This is a genomic window from Flagellimonas algicola (assembly GCF_005937185.1).
GTDB classification, from domain to species: domain Bacteria; phylum Bacteroidota; class Bacteroidia; order Flavobacteriales; family Flavobacteriaceae; genus Flagellimonas; species Flagellimonas algicola.
In genome coordinates this window covers 1-19,648 of sequence record NZ_VCNI01000008.1, presented here as the reverse complement: position 1 = coordinate 19,648, position 19,648 = coordinate 1, and the positions used below count along the sequence as shown (strand labels likewise).

The following is a 19,648-nucleotide window of genomic DNA, read 5'->3' as shown; positions in this document are numbered from 1 at the left end:
CTTATTGAATTATTTTTGAAATAATAGCATCGGGCTGGGGCATTGTATCGATATACAAAAGCTCTATGGTGATTCCAGCCGTGGGCAGCCGAAAATACCCAAACTCAAAAGCACCCTTAGTCTTTCCATATTGAACCGGTTTGTACCCCTTGGCGATCAAATCAATTTTAGCATTAGCAAAGGATCTATGGTCATTGAATGTTATTCCCGAATGATGGTATCCCACACCTTTAATCTTCAAATCCTGCTGTAGGATACTATTTCCCCTTAGGGGTGAAATGAGTTCAATACTGCTAGTGCCGATGGGTGCAATGGCCACTTTGAAAGCATATGGCTGTATTTTTTCGTTCACCATACAGATTTCAGGGGTAATGGTCCATACATTGAAACTGAGTCCGAGCAAATCTGAAAGTGTCTTCGCCTCAATTTCCAAATCCTGAACCAAAAAGGATTGATGGTCAAGATGTGCTGTTTCTATTGTTAACATAGGTTTGGTACTTCAATCGGACTTACCGCTTATTGTTCCTAACAATATTAGCATTCCTATCCCATCGGAAATACGATAAGTGCCCAATTGGGCATTCACCCGTACAGAAATGGGTTTTATGATTATGAATTGACTGCTTGCGTCCATAAACCGACCTATTAAAAATCATACAATTTTTATAGGACTCTTATAAATCCTCCAAGGTCCCTCATATGATTCGGTGATAAAACTTAATCTGGTGTCCCTGCTCCAAAATAAGTCAAATAGGGGATTTGTAGTTAGTTGTGTTTTGTTGATTTTGGTTCGGCTCGATTGCAATCGACCAAAATCGATAAGTGTTGCACCCGATACCCCCGGGGCTTTTCTTGCTTTAAGAATAAATATATTGAAAACTGTTGCACCTGATTTGGGAACTACAATTCTCAAGGTCGCACTAAGATGGGGTTATATAGGCAAATTAAAGCTTGGTTTGCAGAGTTTGAGATAGACGAAAAAAGTATTGGTTTTTTTAAGCCAAACCTATGATGTGCATGGTATTGAACCCATACTTTTTTAAGGTTGATCTTCATTGTTCTCTTTTTATCTAAAATCTGACAGTTAGACGATTGGAATTATTTTTATGACTGTAATATCCAATTTTTAAAAAGGGATTCCACTAAAAAAAATCAATGAGGTATTCAGTTTTCATTCCAAGCTTCTTTTGTCTTTTATTATTCGTGCAATGTGCTTCCATGCCCAAACAGGCTCCAGAGCTTTCAGAAGAATTGAGCCATAAATACCACTCATGCAAGATGCCCATTTTGTTCTTATCGATAAATACTTCGAGCCTAAAAGGAATGAAATTGATGATTACATTGACGAAATATGGCTGCCAAAGTTTGCAGAAAATCTTTTTAAGTTGGACCATATTCAGCTAGCCTGGACCACGGTCGTTAATTCGTCAAATGATTTGGACCGCCCAAGATCTCTGACCCTCGTCGGCCCAGAAATACAAAAGAAAATTAACCGGAAACGAAGTGAGCTGGTCAAGCCCCTGAAGAGCCTGGAGCATGAGGGAATTCAAAAATAAGTACTGAATATGATATTGCTTTTGGTATCAATGACACCATTATAAGCTTTTTATACCCTGCTTCAGAAGTGGCCGAAAATAGAACTAGGTACTTGGACAAGCTCGGTATTTTGGACGATAGGATTGATTCCGTCATAGATGAAACCTCAAAAGCTATTGAAAACTTAGTTGATGTGGATCAAAAACTGGAGGATGGTGAAGGTAAAATAACAGAATATCCAAATGCGATTGAGGAAATCAAAAGTACACTTAAAAAAAAGCACCATGGACGAAGAATTTTGGGATGACCTACAGAATAAATAAGTGGGCCTGTTGATCAAGTTGCCGAACAAACCGATAGGGAGCTGGCCTCGGAAATGTCCTCTATTACCATGTTTATTATGAGAGTTCGACTTTCAAACCTGTCCAAAGAGAAGCTGCTATGACCGCATTAAAAATCCTGGATGGTTGGTCTTAGCGCTATTTCATTAATATCAACGTCCATAGGTTGTTCAATGGCAAAGGCGATTGCTTTTGCTACGGTTTCTGCAGGAATTGCGATTTTATAAAATTCATTAAGAATGTCAACACTTTCCTTATGGGATGTGCCCGATTGCAATTCTGAAGCAATTGCCCCCGGCTCTAAGGTGGTAGTTCTTATTTTTTTTCCAACTTCATGTCTCAGGCCATCTGATATGGCCCTGACCGCATATTTGGTGCCACTGTAAACGGTACCTCCCGGACTGAATACTTTTAGCCCTGCCACTGACGAAATATTGATGAAGTGTCCTGATTCTTGATCTTCGAATACTGGTAAGGCCGCAGCAATGCCATACAGAACTCCTTTGATATTGATGTCTATCATACGGTCCCATTCATCAACTTTTAATGCTTGTAATGGTGCTATGGCCATCAGACCTGCATTATTGACGAAAACATCCAGTCTCCCAAATTCCCTGACGGCCATATCCGCTAATGCCTTTACTTCGGCCCTATTGGTGACATCCATTTTTAGATGAATGGCGCTACCTCCATTTTTATTGATGTCCGAAGCAATGATCTCCAATTTTTCCTCGCGCCTGGCGCCTAGGACAATTTTAGCTCCTTTTGCTGCCAAGTAACGAGCAGTGGCCTCCCCCAAACCACTACTGGCCCCTGTTATCGCTACAACTTTTCCATCGATCTCGCTCATATTTTATTGTTTTAAATGTTATTGGTTGATTTGACTTTGAACACCAAGGTTTTCATTCGTTTTGATTCCTTGGGAGTAGTTCCTATACTAAAGTTAATTGGACATAGATAGACGCTATGTTCGAAAATACCAGGTTAACGGATTTGCCCCTATTTGATTGCTGAAGTTGATATTTCCAATACCTTATTCCTCCTTATAGATGGCAAATGCCTACCCATGATTTGAATCTTGTTGTGAAAGGCGCGTACTGGTTAAACTAGGTTTTGGTCTTTCTTGATTCAATAGACTTTCCATACTCCCGAAGCGAGCCTTCATTTTGCGGTAACCACAGGTATATAAAGTCATCAAAAGCTTGAAAAACTGCACCAATAAGGGGCCTGGTCAACCTGACATTTTAATTTTTCCAAAAATACTCAGGGACTTCCAATGATGGTTTTTTTAATGCCCAGCGGGGGGATTTTTATTATATAAAGACAATTGAAAAGTATAAAGTTCAAATCAAAGGAGAAATGGCCTAGATCCGATTTGCATCCAATCGGTCCAAAACCCTTTGTTTGTAGCTGCTTCCAATGGGAAAGGATTTCCTTTGTATGACAACATAGGTATGGGTGTAGTTTTCTATGGCTTCCAGATTGACAATAAAGGATCTATGAATTCTAAGGAACAAATTTTCTGGAAGTCTTGCTTCCATCTCACCAATGCTGACCATGGTAATATGGATGTGTTTAAATGTGGAGATTTTAACATGGTTTTTTATGCTTTCCACAAATTGAATTTCTTCAAGTTTGATTTTTACGTTTGTTCTGTTGGATTTGACAAAAATATGATCCTTAATTCCTGAATTTTGCGATATAGCTGTAGTGTTTTGGACCTTATGGTCCATTGCTGCTTGGAGGCGATGAGCTTTTGCGATGGCTTGCATAAACCGGTCTAGGGCAATGGGTTTTAGCAAATAGTCAACAATATCCAAATCGTATCCCTCCAAAGCGAAGGCTCTATGGGCTGTGGTAAGTATGACCAAAGGTGGGTTGGAGAGTTTTTTTAAGAATGACAGCCCATCAAGCTTTGACATTTCAATATCCAAAAACATCAGATCCACCTTGATTCGCTCCAAAACTGAAAAGGCTTGCAGTGCGTTCCGGCAGGTTCCTACAACAGCAAGATCTTTAAATTCGCTTAAATGGTTCTCTATGACCTTTATGGCGATTGGTTCATCATCAACGATCAGACAGTTCATGGGAGATCTATTTTAAATGGCCAACTGTAATTCAACACTATATGTTTCCCCCCCATTCAGTTTCAAATGGTATCTGGGGCCGTATATCAGTTCCAATCGTTTACTTACATTGGAAAGTCCAATACCGCTGTTTACCCTGGGGTTGATGACCTTTTTGTCATTTTCTTTTGGAACGCTATTTTCGCATTTGAACAGTAACTTATCCTTTTGGGCATCAATGCCTATCTTGATCCAGCTTTTTTCAAAATTATCCCCAGGTCCATGTTTGAAAGCATTTTCAACAAAGGAGAATAATATGAAGGGAGGGATTTGTTTACCGTTGACATTACCATGAACACTATATTGGACCTCAAGTTCATCACCATGTCTAAGCTTTTCAAGCGCTACAAAATTGCTTAGGTTATTGAGCTCCTTTTTTAGCGGGATCAGTCTATCGTTGGACTCATAGAGCATGTAATTCATAATTTGGGAAAACTTTAAAACTACTTCGCTCGCCTTGTCATCCTTGGTCAATACCAACCCATATAAGTTGTTCAAAGTGTTGAACAGGAAATGGGGCTGTAACTGGTGCTTTAGAAATTTTAGTTCGGTCTCTAATTTTTCGGTCATCAGGGCTTTTGTTCTTCGTTCATATTTAAACTGCTGTTGAACAAATTTGATGACCCCAACCAAGGTCACAACAAAAAGCAGGTCCAGTACTTTGTACGCAATTGTAAAACTCCAGAAGTGTTCATTCTCTACTTTTTCCAGAAATATATCCGAAGAAATAAGGTGGCGGCTTACAAAATAATAATCAAGGGTTCGAAAGAGAAGCCCTCCGGCAATTATCATGGCAATCGCAATAACGGTCAACTGGGTGTATTGTTTTTTTGCGGCATAAAGTGGCACCAAATAATAGATGATAAAATAGGTTAGGAACAGCTTAATGGGCAGCACGCACAGCTCGAAGACCGCCCAAACACCATAATTTCCGTTATCATAGGAATTGCCGTTGACAAGGGCGTAAAATATGAGCCATCCCGACCAATACAGAAGATGTCTGCCAATACGTTCAGGAGACCAGTTATCATACGTCTTTGAAAGAAACTTCATAGTACAAATTTACAGATCTTATGGACTAAAGCGTTATTGAATCTACTGATCACGTATTCTTTGTTACGAAAACGCTGTTTGGCGGAACAGGTAGATTCAGAACCTTTACCCTCTTTGATGGAATTTTATCTGTGGTTATTGTACTGGCAATGGTCAAAAAGAGGGGTCCCTAAATACCGGTATTCCCCTACGGCCAGTCTTGTAACCGACATTTGTCAATGAAGTGAAGGCTACGGAACCGTATATAATTCAACAATTCCCAGTCCGATTGGGGGCAACCTAACAATGGCCCAAATGTATCCATAACAAAAGGAGCGAATCTTTTTTTCCAACCCATTTGTTCTTGGGTGTGATACCCTTACCAAAGGTCATTTCCATTGAATCAATCAATTTCTGGCTGCTGTGATAAAAATTTGAACGGGATATGTAGCCTATTGCTCCAAAATGTCTCAAAATGACCAGTACCTTCGAAAACATAGGTGACCCAATCCCCGCCTTCATGGTAACCTTTACTTCGCATCAGTTGGTCGATCCGTTTCTGGAACGGCCCATAAGCTGCATCCAGGCCCTCGGTTCCATGATCAAAATAAAAAGAATGATTCCCGGCCGGTGGGATTGCCTCGGCAAAATATTGTATTGCAGCTCCATCAAATGCAGGCCAATGGGTAGATAGACAGGCCGCTTTTCCGAATATGTTCGGGTATTTGGAAACTGCATAGGCGGATATAAGACCGCCACCACTTGAACCCATTATATAAGTGTTGTTTTTACCTGGTTTGGTAGCATAATTTTGATCTATATATGGTTTCAATTCCTTGGTTAGGAACTTCAGGTATTTATTGGAAAAGATAATAGTATCATTGAAATACTCGGAATATAGTTTGGGAAACCTCTTCATCAATGTTTTATAGGGGGGCAAACCGTCTTCAGGCATATATTCGTTCATTCGATATTTGGAATTCCATGGGGCCACCACGATCATTGGTTCAATTATATTATGGCCTATGAGCGAGTCAAGGACTTCATCGGCAGCCCATTCCACCCCGGCATACGAAGTTTCGGGATTGAAAATGTTCTGTCCATCCTGCATATAGAGAACACTATAGGTTTTATCCTTGGTATAGCCAGGAGGTGTGTATATTTCAATATTACGGTTCGGTACATAATCAGATCGGAAATTTTTTAATGTGGTAACCTTGCCCTTATTGATCTCTTTGTGGGCAATTTTATTGACTATTTTCCATCGCCCCTCAATTTTTAACAAACTTAGGTAGTCAATGTAATGGAACTTGGTAAAGTCAAGCTTGGCTTTGACCATTGCGGCATTCCCGGTAAAATCCACCGAAAGTATTTTGACCGAGTGTTCGGAGCCACCTCTATCTGCGATAAATTCCCTATATCCTTTTTCGCCGGAATAGGTCCATTCGGTATAACTCCCCTCATCGTTCAGTAATTTTAACAAGCTCTTTTCATGAAAGGCTTTATCCAATAATTGAACATCTCCCGTTTGGGTGCCTTCGAAATAGTTTTGCACCACTTGTTCAATTTCCTCTTTACTTTGCTCCTGGCATAAAATCGGCTGATATCCCGACAACATCAGGGCAATGGTGATTTTCACCATTTTTCTTCGTAACATTTTTATTTGCGTTTACTGGTTAAATTTGATCGTTGTTCCCACTGCTATCCTCTGCCGGTTGTTGAACTCAAAATCTTTCATATGGGCAATCCATAAATTGTACTTGCCGTTCGCCCTAAAATCGAGTCTTGGCCCCACCCCCAGAAATCTTCTTATATACCCCCCTAACTTTAAGTTCTTTGCAATCATATAGCTGGCCCTAAAATCATAAAAGGGGTCATGCTTAATTCCATTGATATAGAATCCCTTTGCGGTAAAATTGTTCTGATTAAAAATGACCATGGCCTGATACTTATAATAGGCCCTGTCCGATACGGTAAACCCTGTCCGTCCGATAACGGAAAGTTGGTTGCTTAGCTTGAAGGAAACACCTCCAAGAACTCCTGAAAAACCATCGGAGCCAACCACGGCCAACGCCGTAAGTTTGACCTGGGCATCAAGTTCCTTATAGCCCACAAGCATTATCTGGGTGTCAAATGAACGATCTTCCAAGCCATACTTGTTAAGGTTGTCAAAAATCCAATATTGAGCGTTGGCACCATGGGCGGTCACCAAAAACCAAAACCCTATGATGTTCACCAAGTTTATTCTCATTGATATCAATGTTATCTTGCAATACTACGGTTGTTTTATGTTGGGTTAAATGTTTAATGCCCAATGTGTGTCTTTTCCATACGGAGGAGAAAACAATTGGTATGAAGGATATCCCCGAAACGTTTACCTTCAATCATAGGGAATAATTGTTTCAGTGGGAGTCAACATATAGAATATTGGTTATTTAATTGAGATATTATATGGGGGAACTAAATTTGCCTTTCAATTCCCGGAACAGGGTATCCTGTTTTTTAGTTCATTGAACAGGGATAGCGAAACATGAGTTTAATTTACCGATCAGAATCCATAAACAATCAACTCGTTGAAGCAATGTTTTTTTGTTTAATGGGAATGCTTTGTTTCACAAGCAACATTCTATGTTCCAAGAGCTTAAGATTTGATTTTAGGGTAGGGATATCTGATCAATTTAAAAACCCTTTCGCAATATTATCCACCAGATTATGATAGTTGTTCCAAATGTCATAGACTTCTTTTGCCCAGCTATTGATTAACTTTTTACACTCGCCTTCATTTTTGGACTTTTCCAAAATATCTGTGGTAGTTATGTTTCCTCGCTGCAGCACTATAGGCGGAATCAGATATTCATCTTGTTTGTCCCTCTTGTATTTATTTAGATGGTCACTGAGCTTTGGGGACAGTTGGTAAGTCCATTTGATATCATATTTAAAGACCAAGTGCAGTCTTGTGAGGTGAAAGTGGTTGTTCCATCTCCCATGGATTTCTGGATGTTGTAAGGTGTGGGCATCTACTATCTTGAATCTATACCCATGATTTTCTACTTTGGAAAAGTCGATTTCCTGAAATCCAACATTGAAAATTTCCATGCATTCATGAATGCCCCGAGTTGTGTTGGCTCCACAAAATTGGCATTTTCCAGTTTCCAGAAGATGAACTCCATTCTTCTCGGCCAAATCAACATAATCTTGCATTTTACATTTTATTTGTACTCGGTTAAAGCTTTATTTTAAATGCACCTCCCAGCCAGGCCAAACAGAACCATTGCATCAAGACCGTGGACCATTCTTGGCAACTTGGTTTGATTAAGCGAGACACAACAGGCTATGGGACCTTTCGACTGATGTTATTTTGTTATAACATACCATTTGGTTCCCCATCGGACCTGCCGATGGTTTAAAACTTCCCCGGTTATTACATCTCTCACCATGGTGTCATTTTCCCCTGTTGTGGAAGCTATAAGTGACCATTCCAGATTTTCCTTCAATAGCACCTTATTCCTATGAAAATCAGTTGTTTGACCTGCTATAGGGTCAATCTGTGCGGTAACAAATCTCCCTTGGGGCGAATTCACAATTGTAAAAAATTTAACCATGGAGGTGTGTTCCTCATAGGTGTCCGGACGATCAGGTCTTTTTGAGTTAAAATAGATCCTGACGGATGCCCCACTCTGGATCGCTGATATGAGCGCATCCAAATTTCCATGTATCGTTGCGCCATTAGCGTTATTTTCATAAATAAGTTTCCAATTGTTTTGGGAAAATGCAAGGGTTGAAAGAAGCAAAAGGGAAAGGGTAAAAATCAATCTCATCTTTTTAGTATAATAGGTTATTATTGCTGGGCATGTTTAATGGGTACTCTAAAAACTAGGTCATTTTCTGGTTTTGAGGCCAATCTTTGAGCGGTTGGTTGGTGGAGCGGTCAAAAACTTGTGTATTAATGTCCCCTTGGTCATAATACATTGCCAAATATGGCCTGCTTCCCCTAAATCTCGACTATCAATATTGACATAACTTTTAAGAAAGGGGTGGGGGTCAATTATGGCCGATACGTTTTCGTTTTGGATAATGCTCATGGACAATGGTTCCGCAACGTGCCCAAATATCAAGACTGCATCGCCCAACTGTCCTTTCCAGTCCCAACCCATTCGAACATCATATCCATTTCTGGTACCGGTAATCAATGCATCGATATTACCTTTTAAACCGTTCCCGTTTTTATCGTTTTGGTAAACCAGTTTCCATCCCGACCCGGTCTGCTCTGGACTGGTTTTTATTTGCTTTTCCCTTACACAAGGGAAAAAAGTCCCCATTGGGATCAATGGAAGGGTGGGTTTCATCAATTTTCTCATGATCGACATTTCTTTGGTTGCAACAGTTTTCAACTCAATTTGGTCAGCTTTCCATTATTACGATCATTGAATCCCACATTTTTTCAAAATTACACCACTGTACGCGGGTATTCCCGGTTTTAGACCGTGCGTTTGCCGTCCAGTTACCAAATCCGTGTAACAGTCTGTGAATCCCAAGGTTTTTAAGGATATGGTTTCGTCACCATTATTTATGACAACGGTTACCACTTCTTTACCATACCTTCTTTCGAAGGCAAATACATTTTTCCTATCGTTCGAGATGATCGTATTGAAGGTGCCTCTCCTTAGTGATGCTTCCCGGGTCCGAATAGCTATGAGCTGTTTGTAGTACTGGGCCAACTGTTGGTTTACTTTTACTTCATCGGGATGCCTAATAGATCCATCAGGGTTAAAGGTCTCGTCTTGAAATTGGATATCGTCCCAGATCATCGGTTTTCTGCAATCCGGATCGTTGGCTCCCCACATTCCCACTTCTTCCCCATAGTAGATCATTGGTGCCCCGACATAGGTCATTTGAAAAAGAATAAATAGCTTTTGAAGCTCGATTTCCTCCCTATTGGGCTTTCTTACCTCATAACCGGGGTTGTTGGCGGCTTTTGAAACCTCGTAATACCCCCACCAGTCCCGATAATTTCCTATCCCCCTGTTGACCACATGGCTAGCCACCCTGTTTGCATCATGGCTGCTGAACAGGTTTTGGGATACTTCCGCAACTCCCTTGGGGAACAATTCCCTTAAATTTTTGAGCTTTCGGTCAAACTGGGAAGCTCCAATTTTCTCGGCACCGGTATTAAAAAAGAACTCCGCGCAGGTAAAGGCAAAGTTGTAATTCATTTCACCATCAAATTCATCACCCTGAAAATAGGGCTTGGTCCGCTCTTCATCCAAGACAAGTTCGGCCGTGATATAGGCATCCGGGTTAATTTTCTTTATGTATTTCCTCCAATCTTTCCAGAAGTTATGGCCCACACAAAATGCAACATCCAACCGCCAACCGTCAATACCGTTTTCAATTCCCTGGTTTTTTGGATTCATCCATCGGGCGGTGGCATTGAATATGTAGTCTTTTGGGCCTTGAACAATACCATTTTCATCTTCCTTTAACTCCGGCAATGTCTGCACATCATTCCATCCTTTGTATTCAAAAGCTGTGTTTGTGGCAGAGTCCCTCCAACTTTTAACGATAAACCAATCCTTGTATTTGGAGTTTTGCTGGTTTTTCTCTAAGTCTTGAAAGGCGAAACTTTTTATGCCCAAATGATTGAATACCCCATCGAAGATGATTTTCATATCCCTTTTATGGGCTTCTTTAATTAATTTCAATGCCAGTTGATCCGCTTTTGTCCAAATCCATGTTGAAGGGTCAATTGGGTCTTCAGATTCCATTAACTTTCTGTCACCTTCTGGATCTGGACCAAAATTGGGGTCTACATGATGATAGGAGTTTCCATCGTACTTGTGCATGGAGGGAGAATCAAAAATGGGGTTGAGATAAATTGCATTTATGCCCAAGTCATCTAGATAATCCAGCTTATTTATAATTCCCTGCAAGTCACCTCCATATCGCCTTCGTAATAGGTGTTTCCATAGCTCTTTTTCCCCATTTTCCTGTTCATAGGGTTGCAACTCGTACCAATCACTTCCCCAAGGATGAACCCGCCATTCTTTAGGCATTTCCAACGGATAGGTACTTGCCAAATCTTCAATAGTGGGGTCATTTGATGGATCCCCATTTCTAAAACGCTCTGGAAATATCTGATACCAGATGGCATCTTTAGCCCACTGGGGCACAAATTCTTTATCGTTGGATTCTTTCGTTGAACAATCCAAAAGGAAAAGACTGAAAAAAATACTTCCAATTACAATGGTATACCTTGTCCTAATATTTTTTGGGTCTACTGACCGGAACCTTTTTTGGATGAATAAACTAAAAAAAGAGGTGATTTTGTATGCTAAGTTCATTTTGTCTAATTATAATAAGGTTTCCATTACATGGGTTTGTCATGGTCCCGGAAAAGGAACCATAATCATGTTAATCAAGGATTTCTAATATTCCCAATCTAAATACTCTTGGTGATTTTCTTTCATATCTTCATAAAGCCAAACCATTCGGTCCAAGTACCAGCTCTTTCCTAAGTATGCGAGTACTGTACCGATTACGGCTCCCCAAATTGAGTACTCGACAATGGCCCAAATGGCAATTCCCATTCCAATGGATGAAATAATGTTCAGAAGGGGCAACAGTACTGTTTTATGAACGGGTGGTATTTTTACCTTATCCCGATTCAGATAGACCCGTTCACCCATTACAGCTTTGGAGGCCCAGTTTTTTGTAGACTTGGGCTTGCAGAACATAACTGGATTTAGAAATATCCAACTGATGGACAGCGCAGCTGGGATCAAGAACCACCATCCCAGCCAAATCCTAGACCAGAAGGCAATAATGATAAGCGGAAGTACCGTGTATCTAGTTCCAACACTCCATGGGTTGGCATGCTTCATCCAATTACTATCGGTTAGATTGAAAAAGCGGGATATTTTTCTTTCTGTAGTCATAGTGATTTTAGGTTTATCTATGGTTTAGCGTAAAAATCTGATATGTTGCTTGTGTACAAGCAGTTTCCCACTCCCCATTTTTTTTGAAAATATTTTGGGCTCCTTTCTTTAAGGGGCACAAGCATCAAACTGTTTTGTGTTACACTCGTGTCCTTGAACTGTACTTTGAAATCAAAATAATGGAGATAAGGATATACCCATTCGGCATATTCTTCAAAGGGAATTTCTGTATTTTGTACTTGAAGACGTTGGGTTGATGCATCTTCAGTCAGTGCGTCTTGAAACTCAACCGCATTTAAAGGCTTGCCATCCAAAAAGGGAATGGCATTGAACTGCCCATCTGCAAAAACCCATTTGTTGAGTTCTGGTAAAAAAACTTCCGCCACGGCATGCCCAGCACTTGTTAGCATGGTTTCACATTCTTTTCGTTTAAGTCCCAGGACCCTGGCCTGATATCCCAGTGCCTGCATTAGTTCAGAAATGACTATCGAATACTCAACACATCTGAAATTTTTACCTTGGGCCACCTCCTGCAAAATGGTATGGGTATCTGCCTTGCTTGGGACATTTCCCCCATCATGGTTCCATTGCCGATGTGCCCAAGAGGTCACGGCCGTCAGAATTTCTATATCCGTTTTAGCGTCTTTTTGGATAGCTTCCAAATGGTAGGTCTCCATTAAAAGAGACATATAGTCGGCTGTCAAAACAGGGTATTCATATTGAAATTTGGACTGTTTCGATTTATCTAAGAACGATAACCTATGTTTAATGGGCTTTGAGGGAATTCCAATGATTTTTATGGTGGAAGGAGTCTTTCTCTCCCGCGGGTAGATTTCAATAGGAATGGTGTCATTGGGAAGCAGAAGGAGTTCGAGCGAATCAATATCGGTACTAATGCGTAACTCCAATCCTTCATTAGAGGTTTTGATGTGGGCAACGTTCCTATGGGAGACCTCGGATATTTTATAGGCTCCAAATTTGTTGTTCCCCTTGGTAATCCAGTAGCTATCTGAGATTGATTCCAGCGTTTTGTCCAAAGTTGGTTTTCCCTGATAAATAATTGTGACAACGGATAGGGAGAATAAGATCGAAACAAAAATTTTGGTAGTCATCATTCTTAGTTTTGGATTGAAAGTGGGTTGTTTCTTATTGAAATGGTTTTGCATTTATATGCCTTTTGATAAATAAGGACGGATGAATTTGCTAAAAGTTCAATTGTTGTTATTGTTCTGACACTAGTGCTTCTGATTTGTCTGGACCTCATTCGTTTAATGTTTCGATGAAAAGAGATTTTTTGTTGAAAAAATATATCTGCTGTTCCACCTGATCAATTACAAAATTGGAATAGGTGTGACCAAAGGTCTTCACGGTCTCCTCTTCTCCAGAATCTATATCCAACCGGATTATTTCGGTTACCGTGTCACTGGGAGCTACTACAAGTAGTTGGCCCTCATGTTTCCTTCCTGTGTTTATCCTGTATAAAATGGTGGACAGGTTGAACATGTCAAAATCCAACTGATTGAGTTCGGTGACATCCTCCAAGCTCCCCCTGTATGTTAAATAAGTCCCATACACTTTGGAAGAAACAGTGCTCACGGGACCCAGATTAGTGGAAACCAAAACACTGTTGAAGGTTTTTGCAATTTGGTTGCCCACAAACCCCATGGCCGAAGTATACGTGCCAAATCCTCTCTTTGCCCAATAAAATGTTTCTGAAAACACATTTCCGGTATCATGGTAGGGATATTTTTTTTTGTACCGAAGTTGTCCGAGAGTATCATAATAATAAAATTGGTTTTGTTGGAACAAGAGGTATCCCTCCTTTCTGATCTTCAAGTTCGGGGAGCTTCGTTTAAAGTTGAACGTATCAATGGAAATGGGGGCAACAGATGACTTTCTGCTAAAAAGATAAAAGCTGTTGTTGCCATATACCGGAAAAAGCTGGTTGAGGGTATCGTTCCAAATTTTGAACTGGGATTCACGAAGTTTGAGATTCCGTCCAACAAAGCCCGTTGAATTTAGAACTATGTCTTTTTCCCATAGTTTGTCCCCGGTTTCCACTTGCACCCTGTTTGCTTTGGAGGGCGTAATATAAAGTGCTTGCCTTCCCTCCTCAAGAATGTGGACGGGACTTTCCTTGAAGGAGTTGGTAATCCTGATTTTTTTGTCCCAGGCCTTTTCCCCCTCACTGTTTATCCTCACCAAGAAATTGTCCTGTACGACCAGATAGCCCTGTTCAACCGGTACTATCCTTTTTATTAAAGGCAGGGGTTCAGAGCGCTTCCATTTTTTTGTTCCTTTTTCAATGTCTATTACGTTAAATCCCTTTGATGTTATTACCACTAAGCTGTTCCCATCTATGGCGGTATCGAAAATATTCCCCCAAATCTGAATCGGATCTTCCCAAATCTGGGCTGTGGTCCTTGTGTCCAATGCGGTTATGCCGTTATCTTCGCCCAATTTTTTTATACCGAGGGTGTTGGAAAAAACAAATAGGATATCCTTGGAGCCATTCATTGCTATCGAGGTTACATTATCCTGTTCGTACAAAATTTTTCCGTTGTCCCCATCAATTTTGATGAGGTGTTTATTTTTCAGCCAATAGATGTTCTGTTGGGCATCCAATAAAATCTTCTCGTCATCAAAGAAAATTCCCTTTACATTTGTAAAGAAGGGGGAATCTACGCCTTGCGTTTCCCAAAGCTGTTCCCCGGTTTCATAGTCGAATAGGGAAATCACCAAATCCTTTTTTTTGATACCATCCACCAGTACACCTTTTTTTTGAGGGATGATCATGGTGTTGTTGACAGCTTTGAATCCGTTTTTATTGGAATCAAAAAATTCTTTGCCCGTGATAACATGGAGCATGGTTTTTGAGGCCCCTTTGCTATTTAAGGTATTTGAGATCGCTTTGGAGCTGATGAGCGGTTTCTGGGAGAAAATGGCGATTGGAGTATATGGGATTTCCTTATAGTCGGAAAGATCCACTTTTTTCAACTCTGGTTTGCTCCAGAGGATTAGTCTTGTTTCGGGGTCAATGCCAAAAATTCCCTTTCTAGTCTTAACCAGTAAAGTGCCTGTGTGCTGGTTTATAATCTGCCCTTTTATCACGCTATTGAATACAATTTTCTGTTGAGAAAATATAAGCTGTGCCAAACCTAGGGCAAGCAAGGTGAAAACCACTTTAAGATGGGTATGGACTAACCTCATTGGAAGAATTTATATAATTTTGATTCGATATTGTTTGCGGTTGGATGCTAAGACCCGGGCTTAAAAAGTACCGGTCCGGAAAGCTTATCCTTCAAATTGATAAAGGAATTGATAAGTTTTCTTTTGATAATGGGATCTTTTATAAATCTGGGAATATTGGAATTCGATAGTGAGATCACAGTGAAGGTAACCTGAACCGAACCATTGTCCTTGGGGTACAATGACCATCTGCCCCAATTGTACTTTTCCCTGTTCACACCTTTTTTTAAATCCTTGTAGTTGGGAACCGACCGCGTGGAGATGGTCACCCTTTCCCTATCGCGGTCCACATCATATCTTGCAATGAGCTCTTGCTGTGGGAAAGGATATGGAATGTCAAATGTGATATGGGAAACCCAAGTGGAATCTTGGTTTTCCAACAATTCGCTATGGCGAACCCCTTCATTCCATTCCTGCATCCTTAGCGGTTGCTTTACATGTTCAATGATATGGCCAACAGTGGACAATATGGTAAAGCTTGCGGACAATTCCCTAATGTCCAGGGTATCTGCCACCTTCAGTTTTCTATAACTTAGGGTAACACCTTTTTTTTGTTTGACAACTTCCCAATGACCCTTTTGGGCCAGCTCCTCGAACTGTTCAAGCCTATAGATGGAATCCAGTTTTGCATTTTGCGCAAAAGCTTGACGGCACAAAGCAATTAGCATTAGGATTATCATGATTATGTTTTTTGATGATTTCATTTGATTTCAGTTTATTATCGCATATTATGGGAATTTTTCTTGAAGTATTCCACAGCGTCGATGATTGCCTTGTCCACAGGTCTGTAATCAAGCCCCAATTCTCGGATGGATTTCTTGTTGGAGAAATAGTTGTCAATGCGTACTGCCCTCATGTTTACGGAGCTTAAGTTGCTTTTTATCTCAAATCTCCTTAAGGTATCACCGACTAATCCCAACATACTTAGAACGAAATTTGGGATTTTCAGCATTAAGGGTCTTTGTCCGGTCAACTGGTTGACCTTTTTGAAAAAAACCTTATAGGAAAGGTTTTCATTGGCCAGCAGATATTTTTCACCATTTTTTCCTTCAGTGATACTTCTTACGATCCCTTTTGAGACATCTTTAACATGGACAAAGTTTTTCCCTCCCGATGGATACAACACTATTTTTTTTCTCCAGCACATAAGAATGATTTTTCCAGAACTGGGCTTACTGTCATATGCCCCGATCATAAAAGTTGGATTTACGATTATGGTATCAATTCTGTCCTTGTGCTCTAGTAGATATTGTTCCGCTTCCCACTTGCTCCTGGCATAAAGAGAGGCTGCAAATAGTTGGGATATTTTTCTTTGTTCGCTACCTGGATTTATTTCTGAACCAAAACCAAGGGTATTTGCCGTGCTTACAAATATGAACCGTTTTACACCACATTTTATGGCAGCATGGAATAGTTGTGAGGTGGCATTGAAATTTATTCGCCAATACTCCAAATAGTCCGGGATACTTTGGTCTGTCATGGCAGCAACGTGTATTACATAATCCACGTCTTCCAAAACGGCAGTGAAATCCATAAAGAGTTTACCTTCTATGAGGTCAAGTCTTTGGTGTGGTTCGCCGACATACTTTTGTTTATTGCGCACCAAGCCTTTTACATTGTATCCCGCCATGAGCAAATCTTCACAAAGATTCGTGCCCAACAAGCCGTTTGCACCTGTTATAAATACCTTAGCCAAGGGTAAGTTCTCTTTTGATTATTTTGGTCATCATTGACACTTTGATTCTCGTCGGCAGCACGATGGAAATAAACCAACTTAGGGGATTCAAGAGAATAACTGTTTTACCGTTGAACATTTTATTGAGGCTAAAACGAGCGACCTTATAAGGATCAAGTAAAGTCAGTTTCCCGATATATCCCTGTTTTTCAATTCTTGCCGTAATTTCATCATTGGTTTTCATAGCTCCCGGATTTATTACGCTCACAGAAACTTTGGAGTCCTTTAGCTCCTCGGACAACCCAAGGGAAAAGGAATGGACAAAGGACTTCGAAGCAGGGTAGACCGTTTTATATCCTACTGGAGAGAATGCTGCAATGCTGGATACGTTGAGGATATAGGCCTGCTTCTGTTGCTTCAGGTTTGGCAGCAGTCTATGGGTCAGTAAGGAGGTTGCCTTTACATTGACCTGTATAATGGTGTTGATATAATTGGCCGTAACATCCGTAAACCTTCTTGTACCGCCTGTGCCCGCATTATTGATCAAGATGAATATGGAGAATTTTTCATTTAGCCAATTGCATAAAGCCTTGATATTTTGATCGGATTTGAAATCTGTCTCATAGGAATCCGTCCGTACATTGTATGTTCGGTTCAAGTCATGGGCAAGCTCCCCCACATTTTGTCCTGGAAGGCTCACTAAGACCAAGTTGATTCCCCTAGATGCCAAATTTTTGGCAAAAGCTCTTCCCAACCCCTGACTGGCTCCGGTGATTACCGCAAATTTATGTTCACTTTTTTCTTGCACCTTGCTTATTTTTTACAATTACGCGGTAAAATTAAGTTCGGATTAAGATTGGACTGTTCCAGCTTATAAACTCAAACCAATTTTATAATAAATTGAAAATCAATCGATTAAATAAAAAATAAGTTCTTTGTTATAAACTAGGACTGTTTTTTCTTGAATTCTGAGGGAGTCTGACCGGTAACATTTTTAAAAGCGGTATTGAAAGAAGTCTTGGAGTTAAAACCGGATTCAAAGGCTATTCCAAGAATTGAGTATTTATCCGATATGGTACCGGAGAGTAGGCTTTTTGCTTTATCAACCCTATGACGGTTGATAAAGTGATAGAAATTTTCGTTAAACCCATTGTTTATGACATAGGAAAGTTGGTGAGGGGATAGTTCTAACTGATCCGATAAACCGGCTAGGTTTATATCGTTGTCAAGATGTGGTTCCCGTTCGATCATATGCGTATTGATTTTGGATTTTAACTCGACCAACTTTTCTTCAGAAAAAAGTTTCCGTTTTTTGATACCATATATACCCTGCTCGTTAAGGGCAAGAACATCTTTGCGTTGTTTTTGGTCAATGGGAAAGATTTCCTTTTGTTTGGACAGACCGTATCCGATAAAGAATATGGTAATTAATGTGGCCAAGGCCAAATATGGGTTTATGGGGTGTTCATAGAAGGCGAGGTTTAAAATGGCCGTCGAAACTGCAATTATTAAAAGTGCCAATATGATATACTCCAGCCATTGGAGATTTATTTCCTGTGGATTCGAGGAAAAGTTCTCAGTTTTTTTCCGGTGCCGGCGTATTCTAAGATATGAGATGAAATTATAGAAAAGGGAATGGAGGAATAGGAGGATTAAACGTATGGGTTTAAAATCGGATGAAAGCTCATTTTGAAAGAAAAGCAATGTTGCGTAAATGGCCGGAACAACAAGAAACAACAAATCCTTGGTTTTAAACCTATAGTTCGGATTTGTGAAGAAAATTACGCTGATGTAAAGTACCTGGGATGAGATGAATTGAAAAAAATATATGGTCGAGTGCACCCAAGGGCTGTTAATCTCAAACCCAGAAACCACCAGCACTTCCTCGTACCAGAATGAAGACCATATCAATAACATGATTCCGAACCACATGTTTGCCTTTCTGTTTACCTTACGAGGGTTTGTGATCGAAAGAAAGGAAGTCAAGATTAGTGAACTGAAAATCAGAATTTGAACGAATAGTAACATAATAATATGTCCTGTGTACAGGTGATGGAAAATTTGGAGATTTTTAAATCAAGGCATTCCGGGTTTTTAACTTGCTCCAAAAATTAATTCAAGAGATTTGGGGAAATAGTTAAAATCGATTTTTACCCGTCCTTTTTTGGCTAGTGGAGCTACAAAGATACGATTTATATTAGATAAGGCTGGAACTAAGATTGTGACTTTTGTAACGGCGCATTGAAAATGGTAGGGGTCAAAGTTGTGCGGTTTCCCATTTCACGAAAGGCTTTTTCTCAACTTATGGTGTTTAAATGTGGCTGGATGGGCCGTTGATGCCAATCTGATTCTCTGGATATGGTCTATGGGGCACCTCTGGGGATATTTCATTCTGTTTCTGTGCATGAGGGCTACGGGGCAAATTCTCCCAATCTCTATGTTAAGCTTTTGTCTTTGATCTTAATGGTTTGAAGGGGTTGCGTAATCCGCTTTGATTTCGCCCTATCACTGCTTTGATTTTGCCCCTGGGTTTAACGGGGCCTGCCTTATTCTTGGGAATCGATCTGTTTTCCGGGACCTTCCACTTTACCGCAGGTTGGCCCGCCCCGAACCTTAAAAAAGGCGGGGGAGCGACATCATGTTGGAGCCGTTGCGAGTCGGCCTTTTGGCACGAAAATATCCCAATATGGAACTATTTTGGCATCAATGGACCGTTCGGCCTCACATCGAACAATACAAGGCACGTATGCGGCA

19 protein-coding genes are annotated in these 19,648 nt (G+C 40.4%); 2 read left to right on the top strand and 17 right to left on the bottom strand.

Features of this window, described 5'->3' with window-relative positions:
• Position 1 precedes the first annotated feature (1 nt).
• Positions 2-487, bottom strand: coding sequence for a VOC family protein (locus FGG15_RS19860; protein WP_138839528.1), 486 nt, complete (start codon positions 485-487; stop codon positions 2-4).
• A 784-nt stretch (positions 488-1,271) separates the two neighbouring features.
• Here FGG15_RS19860 and FGG15_RS19855 point away from each other — a divergent pair.
• Together FGG15_RS19855 and FGG15_RS19850 are read left to right on the top strand one after the other, a co-directional pair.
• Complete coding sequence (locus FGG15_RS19855; protein ID WP_138839527.1) at positions 1,272-1,556, top strand: hypothetical protein; 285 nt, start codon at positions 1,272-1,274, stop codon at positions 1,554-1,556.
• Between the two features lie 68 nt (positions 1,557-1,624).
• Positions 1,625-1,843 (top strand): hypothetical protein, encoded by a 219-nt coding sequence (locus FGG15_RS19850; RefSeq protein ID WP_138839526.1) that lies wholly within the window; start codon positions 1,625-1,627, stop codon positions 1,841-1,843.
• Positions 1,844-1,986: 143 nt separating this feature from the next.
• Here the strand turns inward: FGG15_RS19850 and FGG15_RS19845 are convergent, their stop codons facing one another.
• The 16 genes from FGG15_RS19845 to FGG15_RS19770 all read right to left on the bottom strand — a co-directional run bounded on the left by FGG15_RS19845 (position 1,987) and on the right by FGG15_RS19770 (position 18,811).
• The gene (locus FGG15_RS19845; RefSeq protein WP_138839525.1) at positions 1,987-2,727 is read right to left on the bottom strand and encodes an SDR family oxidoreductase; all 741 of its coding nucleotides are present in this window, start codon (positions 2,725-2,727) and stop codon (positions 1,987-1,989) included.
• A gap of 514 nt (positions 2,728-3,241) precedes the next feature.
• Positions 3,242-3,964 carry a LytR/AlgR family response regulator transcription factor gene (locus FGG15_RS19840; protein WP_138839524.1) on the bottom strand — a complete coding sequence of 241 codons (723 nt, stop codon included), beginning with the start codon at positions 3,962-3,964 and terminating at the stop codon, positions 3,242-3,244.
• 12 nt (positions 3,965-3,976) lie between these two features.
• Positions 3,977-5,056 carry a sensor histidine kinase gene (locus tag FGG15_RS19835; protein ID WP_138839523.1) on the bottom strand — a complete coding sequence of 360 codons (1,080 nt, stop codon included), beginning with the start codon at positions 5,054-5,056 and terminating at the stop codon, positions 3,977-3,979.
• A 382-nt stretch (positions 5,057-5,438) separates the two neighbouring features.
• Complete coding sequence (locus FGG15_RS19830) at positions 5,439-6,692, bottom strand: nuclear transport factor 2 family protein (protein ID WP_138839522.1); 1,254 nt, start codon at positions 6,690-6,692, stop codon at positions 5,439-5,441.
• A 12-nt stretch (positions 6,693-6,704) separates the two neighbouring features.
• The gene (locus FGG15_RS19825) at positions 6,705-7,286 is read right to left on the bottom strand and encodes a hypothetical protein (protein ID WP_138839521.1); all 582 of its coding nucleotides are present in this window, start codon (positions 7,284-7,286) and stop codon (positions 6,705-6,707) included.
• A 422-nt stretch (positions 7,287-7,708) separates the two neighbouring features.
• Positions 7,709-8,236: a DUF5946 family protein gene (locus tag FGG15_RS19820; RefSeq protein ID WP_138839520.1), complete on the bottom strand. Its 528-nt coding sequence runs from the start codon at positions 8,234-8,236 to the stop codon at positions 7,709-7,711.
• A 152-nt stretch (positions 8,237-8,388) separates the two neighbouring features.
• Entirely contained in the window at positions 8,389-8,853 is a 465-nt protein-coding gene (locus tag FGG15_RS19815) for a hypothetical protein (RefSeq protein ID WP_138839519.1), read from the bottom strand.
• A gap of 60 nt (positions 8,854-8,913) precedes the next feature.
• A complete protein-coding gene (locus tag FGG15_RS19810) occupies positions 8,914-9,393 on the bottom strand; it encodes a hypothetical protein (protein ID WP_138839518.1) in 480 nt (159 codons plus the stop codon).
• Positions 9,394-9,456: 63 nt separating this feature from the next.
• Positions 9,457-11,376 carry a glycoside hydrolase family 13 protein gene (locus FGG15_RS19805; RefSeq protein ID WP_138839517.1) on the bottom strand — a complete coding sequence of 640 codons (1,920 nt, stop codon included), beginning with the start codon at positions 11,374-11,376 and terminating at the stop codon, positions 9,457-9,459.
• Between the two features lie 84 nt (positions 11,377-11,460).
• The gene (locus FGG15_RS19800; RefSeq protein WP_138839516.1) at positions 11,461-11,970 is read right to left on the bottom strand and encodes a DUF6653 family protein; all 510 of its coding nucleotides are present in this window, start codon (positions 11,968-11,970) and stop codon (positions 11,461-11,463) included.
• A 17-nt stretch (positions 11,971-11,987) separates the two neighbouring features.
• Positions 11,988-13,085: a transglutaminase-like domain-containing protein gene (locus FGG15_RS19795; protein WP_161992018.1), complete on the bottom strand. Its 1,098-nt coding sequence runs from the start codon at positions 13,083-13,085 to the stop codon at positions 11,988-11,990.
• Between the two features lie 145 nt (positions 13,086-13,230).
• Positions 13,231-15,180 carry an outer membrane protein assembly factor BamB family protein gene (locus FGG15_RS19790; protein WP_138839514.1) on the bottom strand — a complete coding sequence of 650 codons (1,950 nt, stop codon included), beginning with the start codon at positions 15,178-15,180 and terminating at the stop codon, positions 13,231-13,233.
• 47 nt (positions 15,181-15,227) lie between these two features.
• On the bottom strand, positions 15,228-15,923 hold the full coding sequence (locus FGG15_RS19785) for an SRPBCC family protein (RefSeq protein ID WP_138839513.1): 696 nt from the start codon (positions 15,921-15,923) through the stop codon (positions 15,228-15,230).
• Between the two features lie 14 nt (positions 15,924-15,937).
• The gene (locus FGG15_RS19780) at positions 15,938-16,915 is read right to left on the bottom strand and encodes an NAD-dependent epimerase/dehydratase family protein (RefSeq protein ID WP_138839512.1); all 978 of its coding nucleotides are present in this window, start codon (positions 16,913-16,915) and stop codon (positions 15,938-15,940) included.
• A complete protein-coding gene (locus FGG15_RS19775; RefSeq protein WP_138839511.1) occupies positions 16,908-17,702 on the bottom strand; it encodes an SDR family NAD(P)-dependent oxidoreductase in 795 nt (264 codons plus the stop codon). The genes FGG15_RS19780 and FGG15_RS19775 overlap by 8 nt, the downstream gene beginning before the upstream one ends.
• Positions 17,703-17,839: 137 nt before the next feature.
• A complete protein-coding gene (locus FGG15_RS19770; RefSeq protein ID WP_161992017.1) occupies positions 17,840-18,811 on the bottom strand; it encodes an AraC family transcriptional regulator in 972 nt (323 codons plus the stop codon).
• Between the last annotated feature and the right edge of the window lie 837 nt (positions 18,812-19,648).

Coding starts and splice junctions, on each gene's coding strand:
- FGG15_RS19860 (WP_138839528.1), bottom strand. CDS start 487: ATGTTAACAATAGAAACAGCACATCTTGACCATCAATCCTTTTTGGTT.
- FGG15_RS19855 (WP_138839527.1), top strand. CDS start 1,272: ATGCAAGATGCCCATTTTGTTCTTATCGATAAATACTTCGAGCCTAAA.
- FGG15_RS19845 (WP_138839525.1), bottom strand. CDS start 2,727: ATGAGCGAGATCGATGGAAAAGTTGTAGCGATAACAGGGGCCAGTAGT.
- FGG15_RS19840 (WP_138839524.1), bottom strand. CDS start 3,964: ATGAACTGTCTGATCGTTGATGATGAACCAATCGCCATAAAGGTCATA.
- FGG15_RS19835 (WP_138839523.1), bottom strand. CDS start 5,056: ATGAAGTTTCTTTCAAAGACGTATGATAACTGGTCTCCTGAACGTATT.
- FGG15_RS19830 (WP_138839522.1), bottom strand. CDS start 6,692: ATGTTACGAAGAAAAATGGTGAAAATCACCATTGCCCTGATGTTGTCG.
- FGG15_RS19825 (WP_138839521.1), bottom strand. CDS start 7,286: ATGAGAATAAACTTGGTGAACATCATAGGGTTTTGGTTTTTGGTGACC.
- FGG15_RS19820 (WP_138839520.1), bottom strand. CDS start 8,236: ATGCAAGATTATGTTGATTTGGCCGAGAAGAATGGAGTTCATCTTCTG.
- FGG15_RS19815 (WP_138839519.1), bottom strand. CDS start 8,853: ATGAGATTGATTTTTACCCTTTCCCTTTTGCTTCTTTCAACCCTTGCA.
- FGG15_RS19810 (WP_138839518.1), bottom strand. CDS start 9,393: ATGAGAAAATTGATGAAACCCACCCTTCCATTGATCCCAATGGGGACT.
- FGG15_RS19805 (WP_138839517.1), bottom strand. CDS start 11,376: ATGAACTTAGCATACAAAATCACCTCTTTTTTTAGTTTATTCATCCAA.
- FGG15_RS19800 (WP_138839516.1), bottom strand. CDS start 11,970: ATGACTACAGAAAGAAAAATATCCCGCTTTTTCAATCTAACCGATAGT.
- FGG15_RS19795 (WP_161992018.1), bottom strand. CDS start 13,085: ATGATGACTACCAAAATTTTTGTTTCGATCTTATTCTCCCTATCCGTT.
- FGG15_RS19790 (WP_138839514.1), bottom strand. CDS start 15,180: ATGAGGTTAGTCCATACCCATCTTAAAGTGGTTTTCACCTTGCTTGCC.
- FGG15_RS19785 (WP_138839513.1), bottom strand. CDS start 15,923: ATGAAATCATCAAAAAACATAATCATGATAATCCTAATGCTAATTGCT.
- FGG15_RS19770 (WP_161992017.1), bottom strand. CDS start 18,811: ATGTTATTGATATGGTCTTCATTCTGGTACGAGGAAGTGCTGGTGGTT.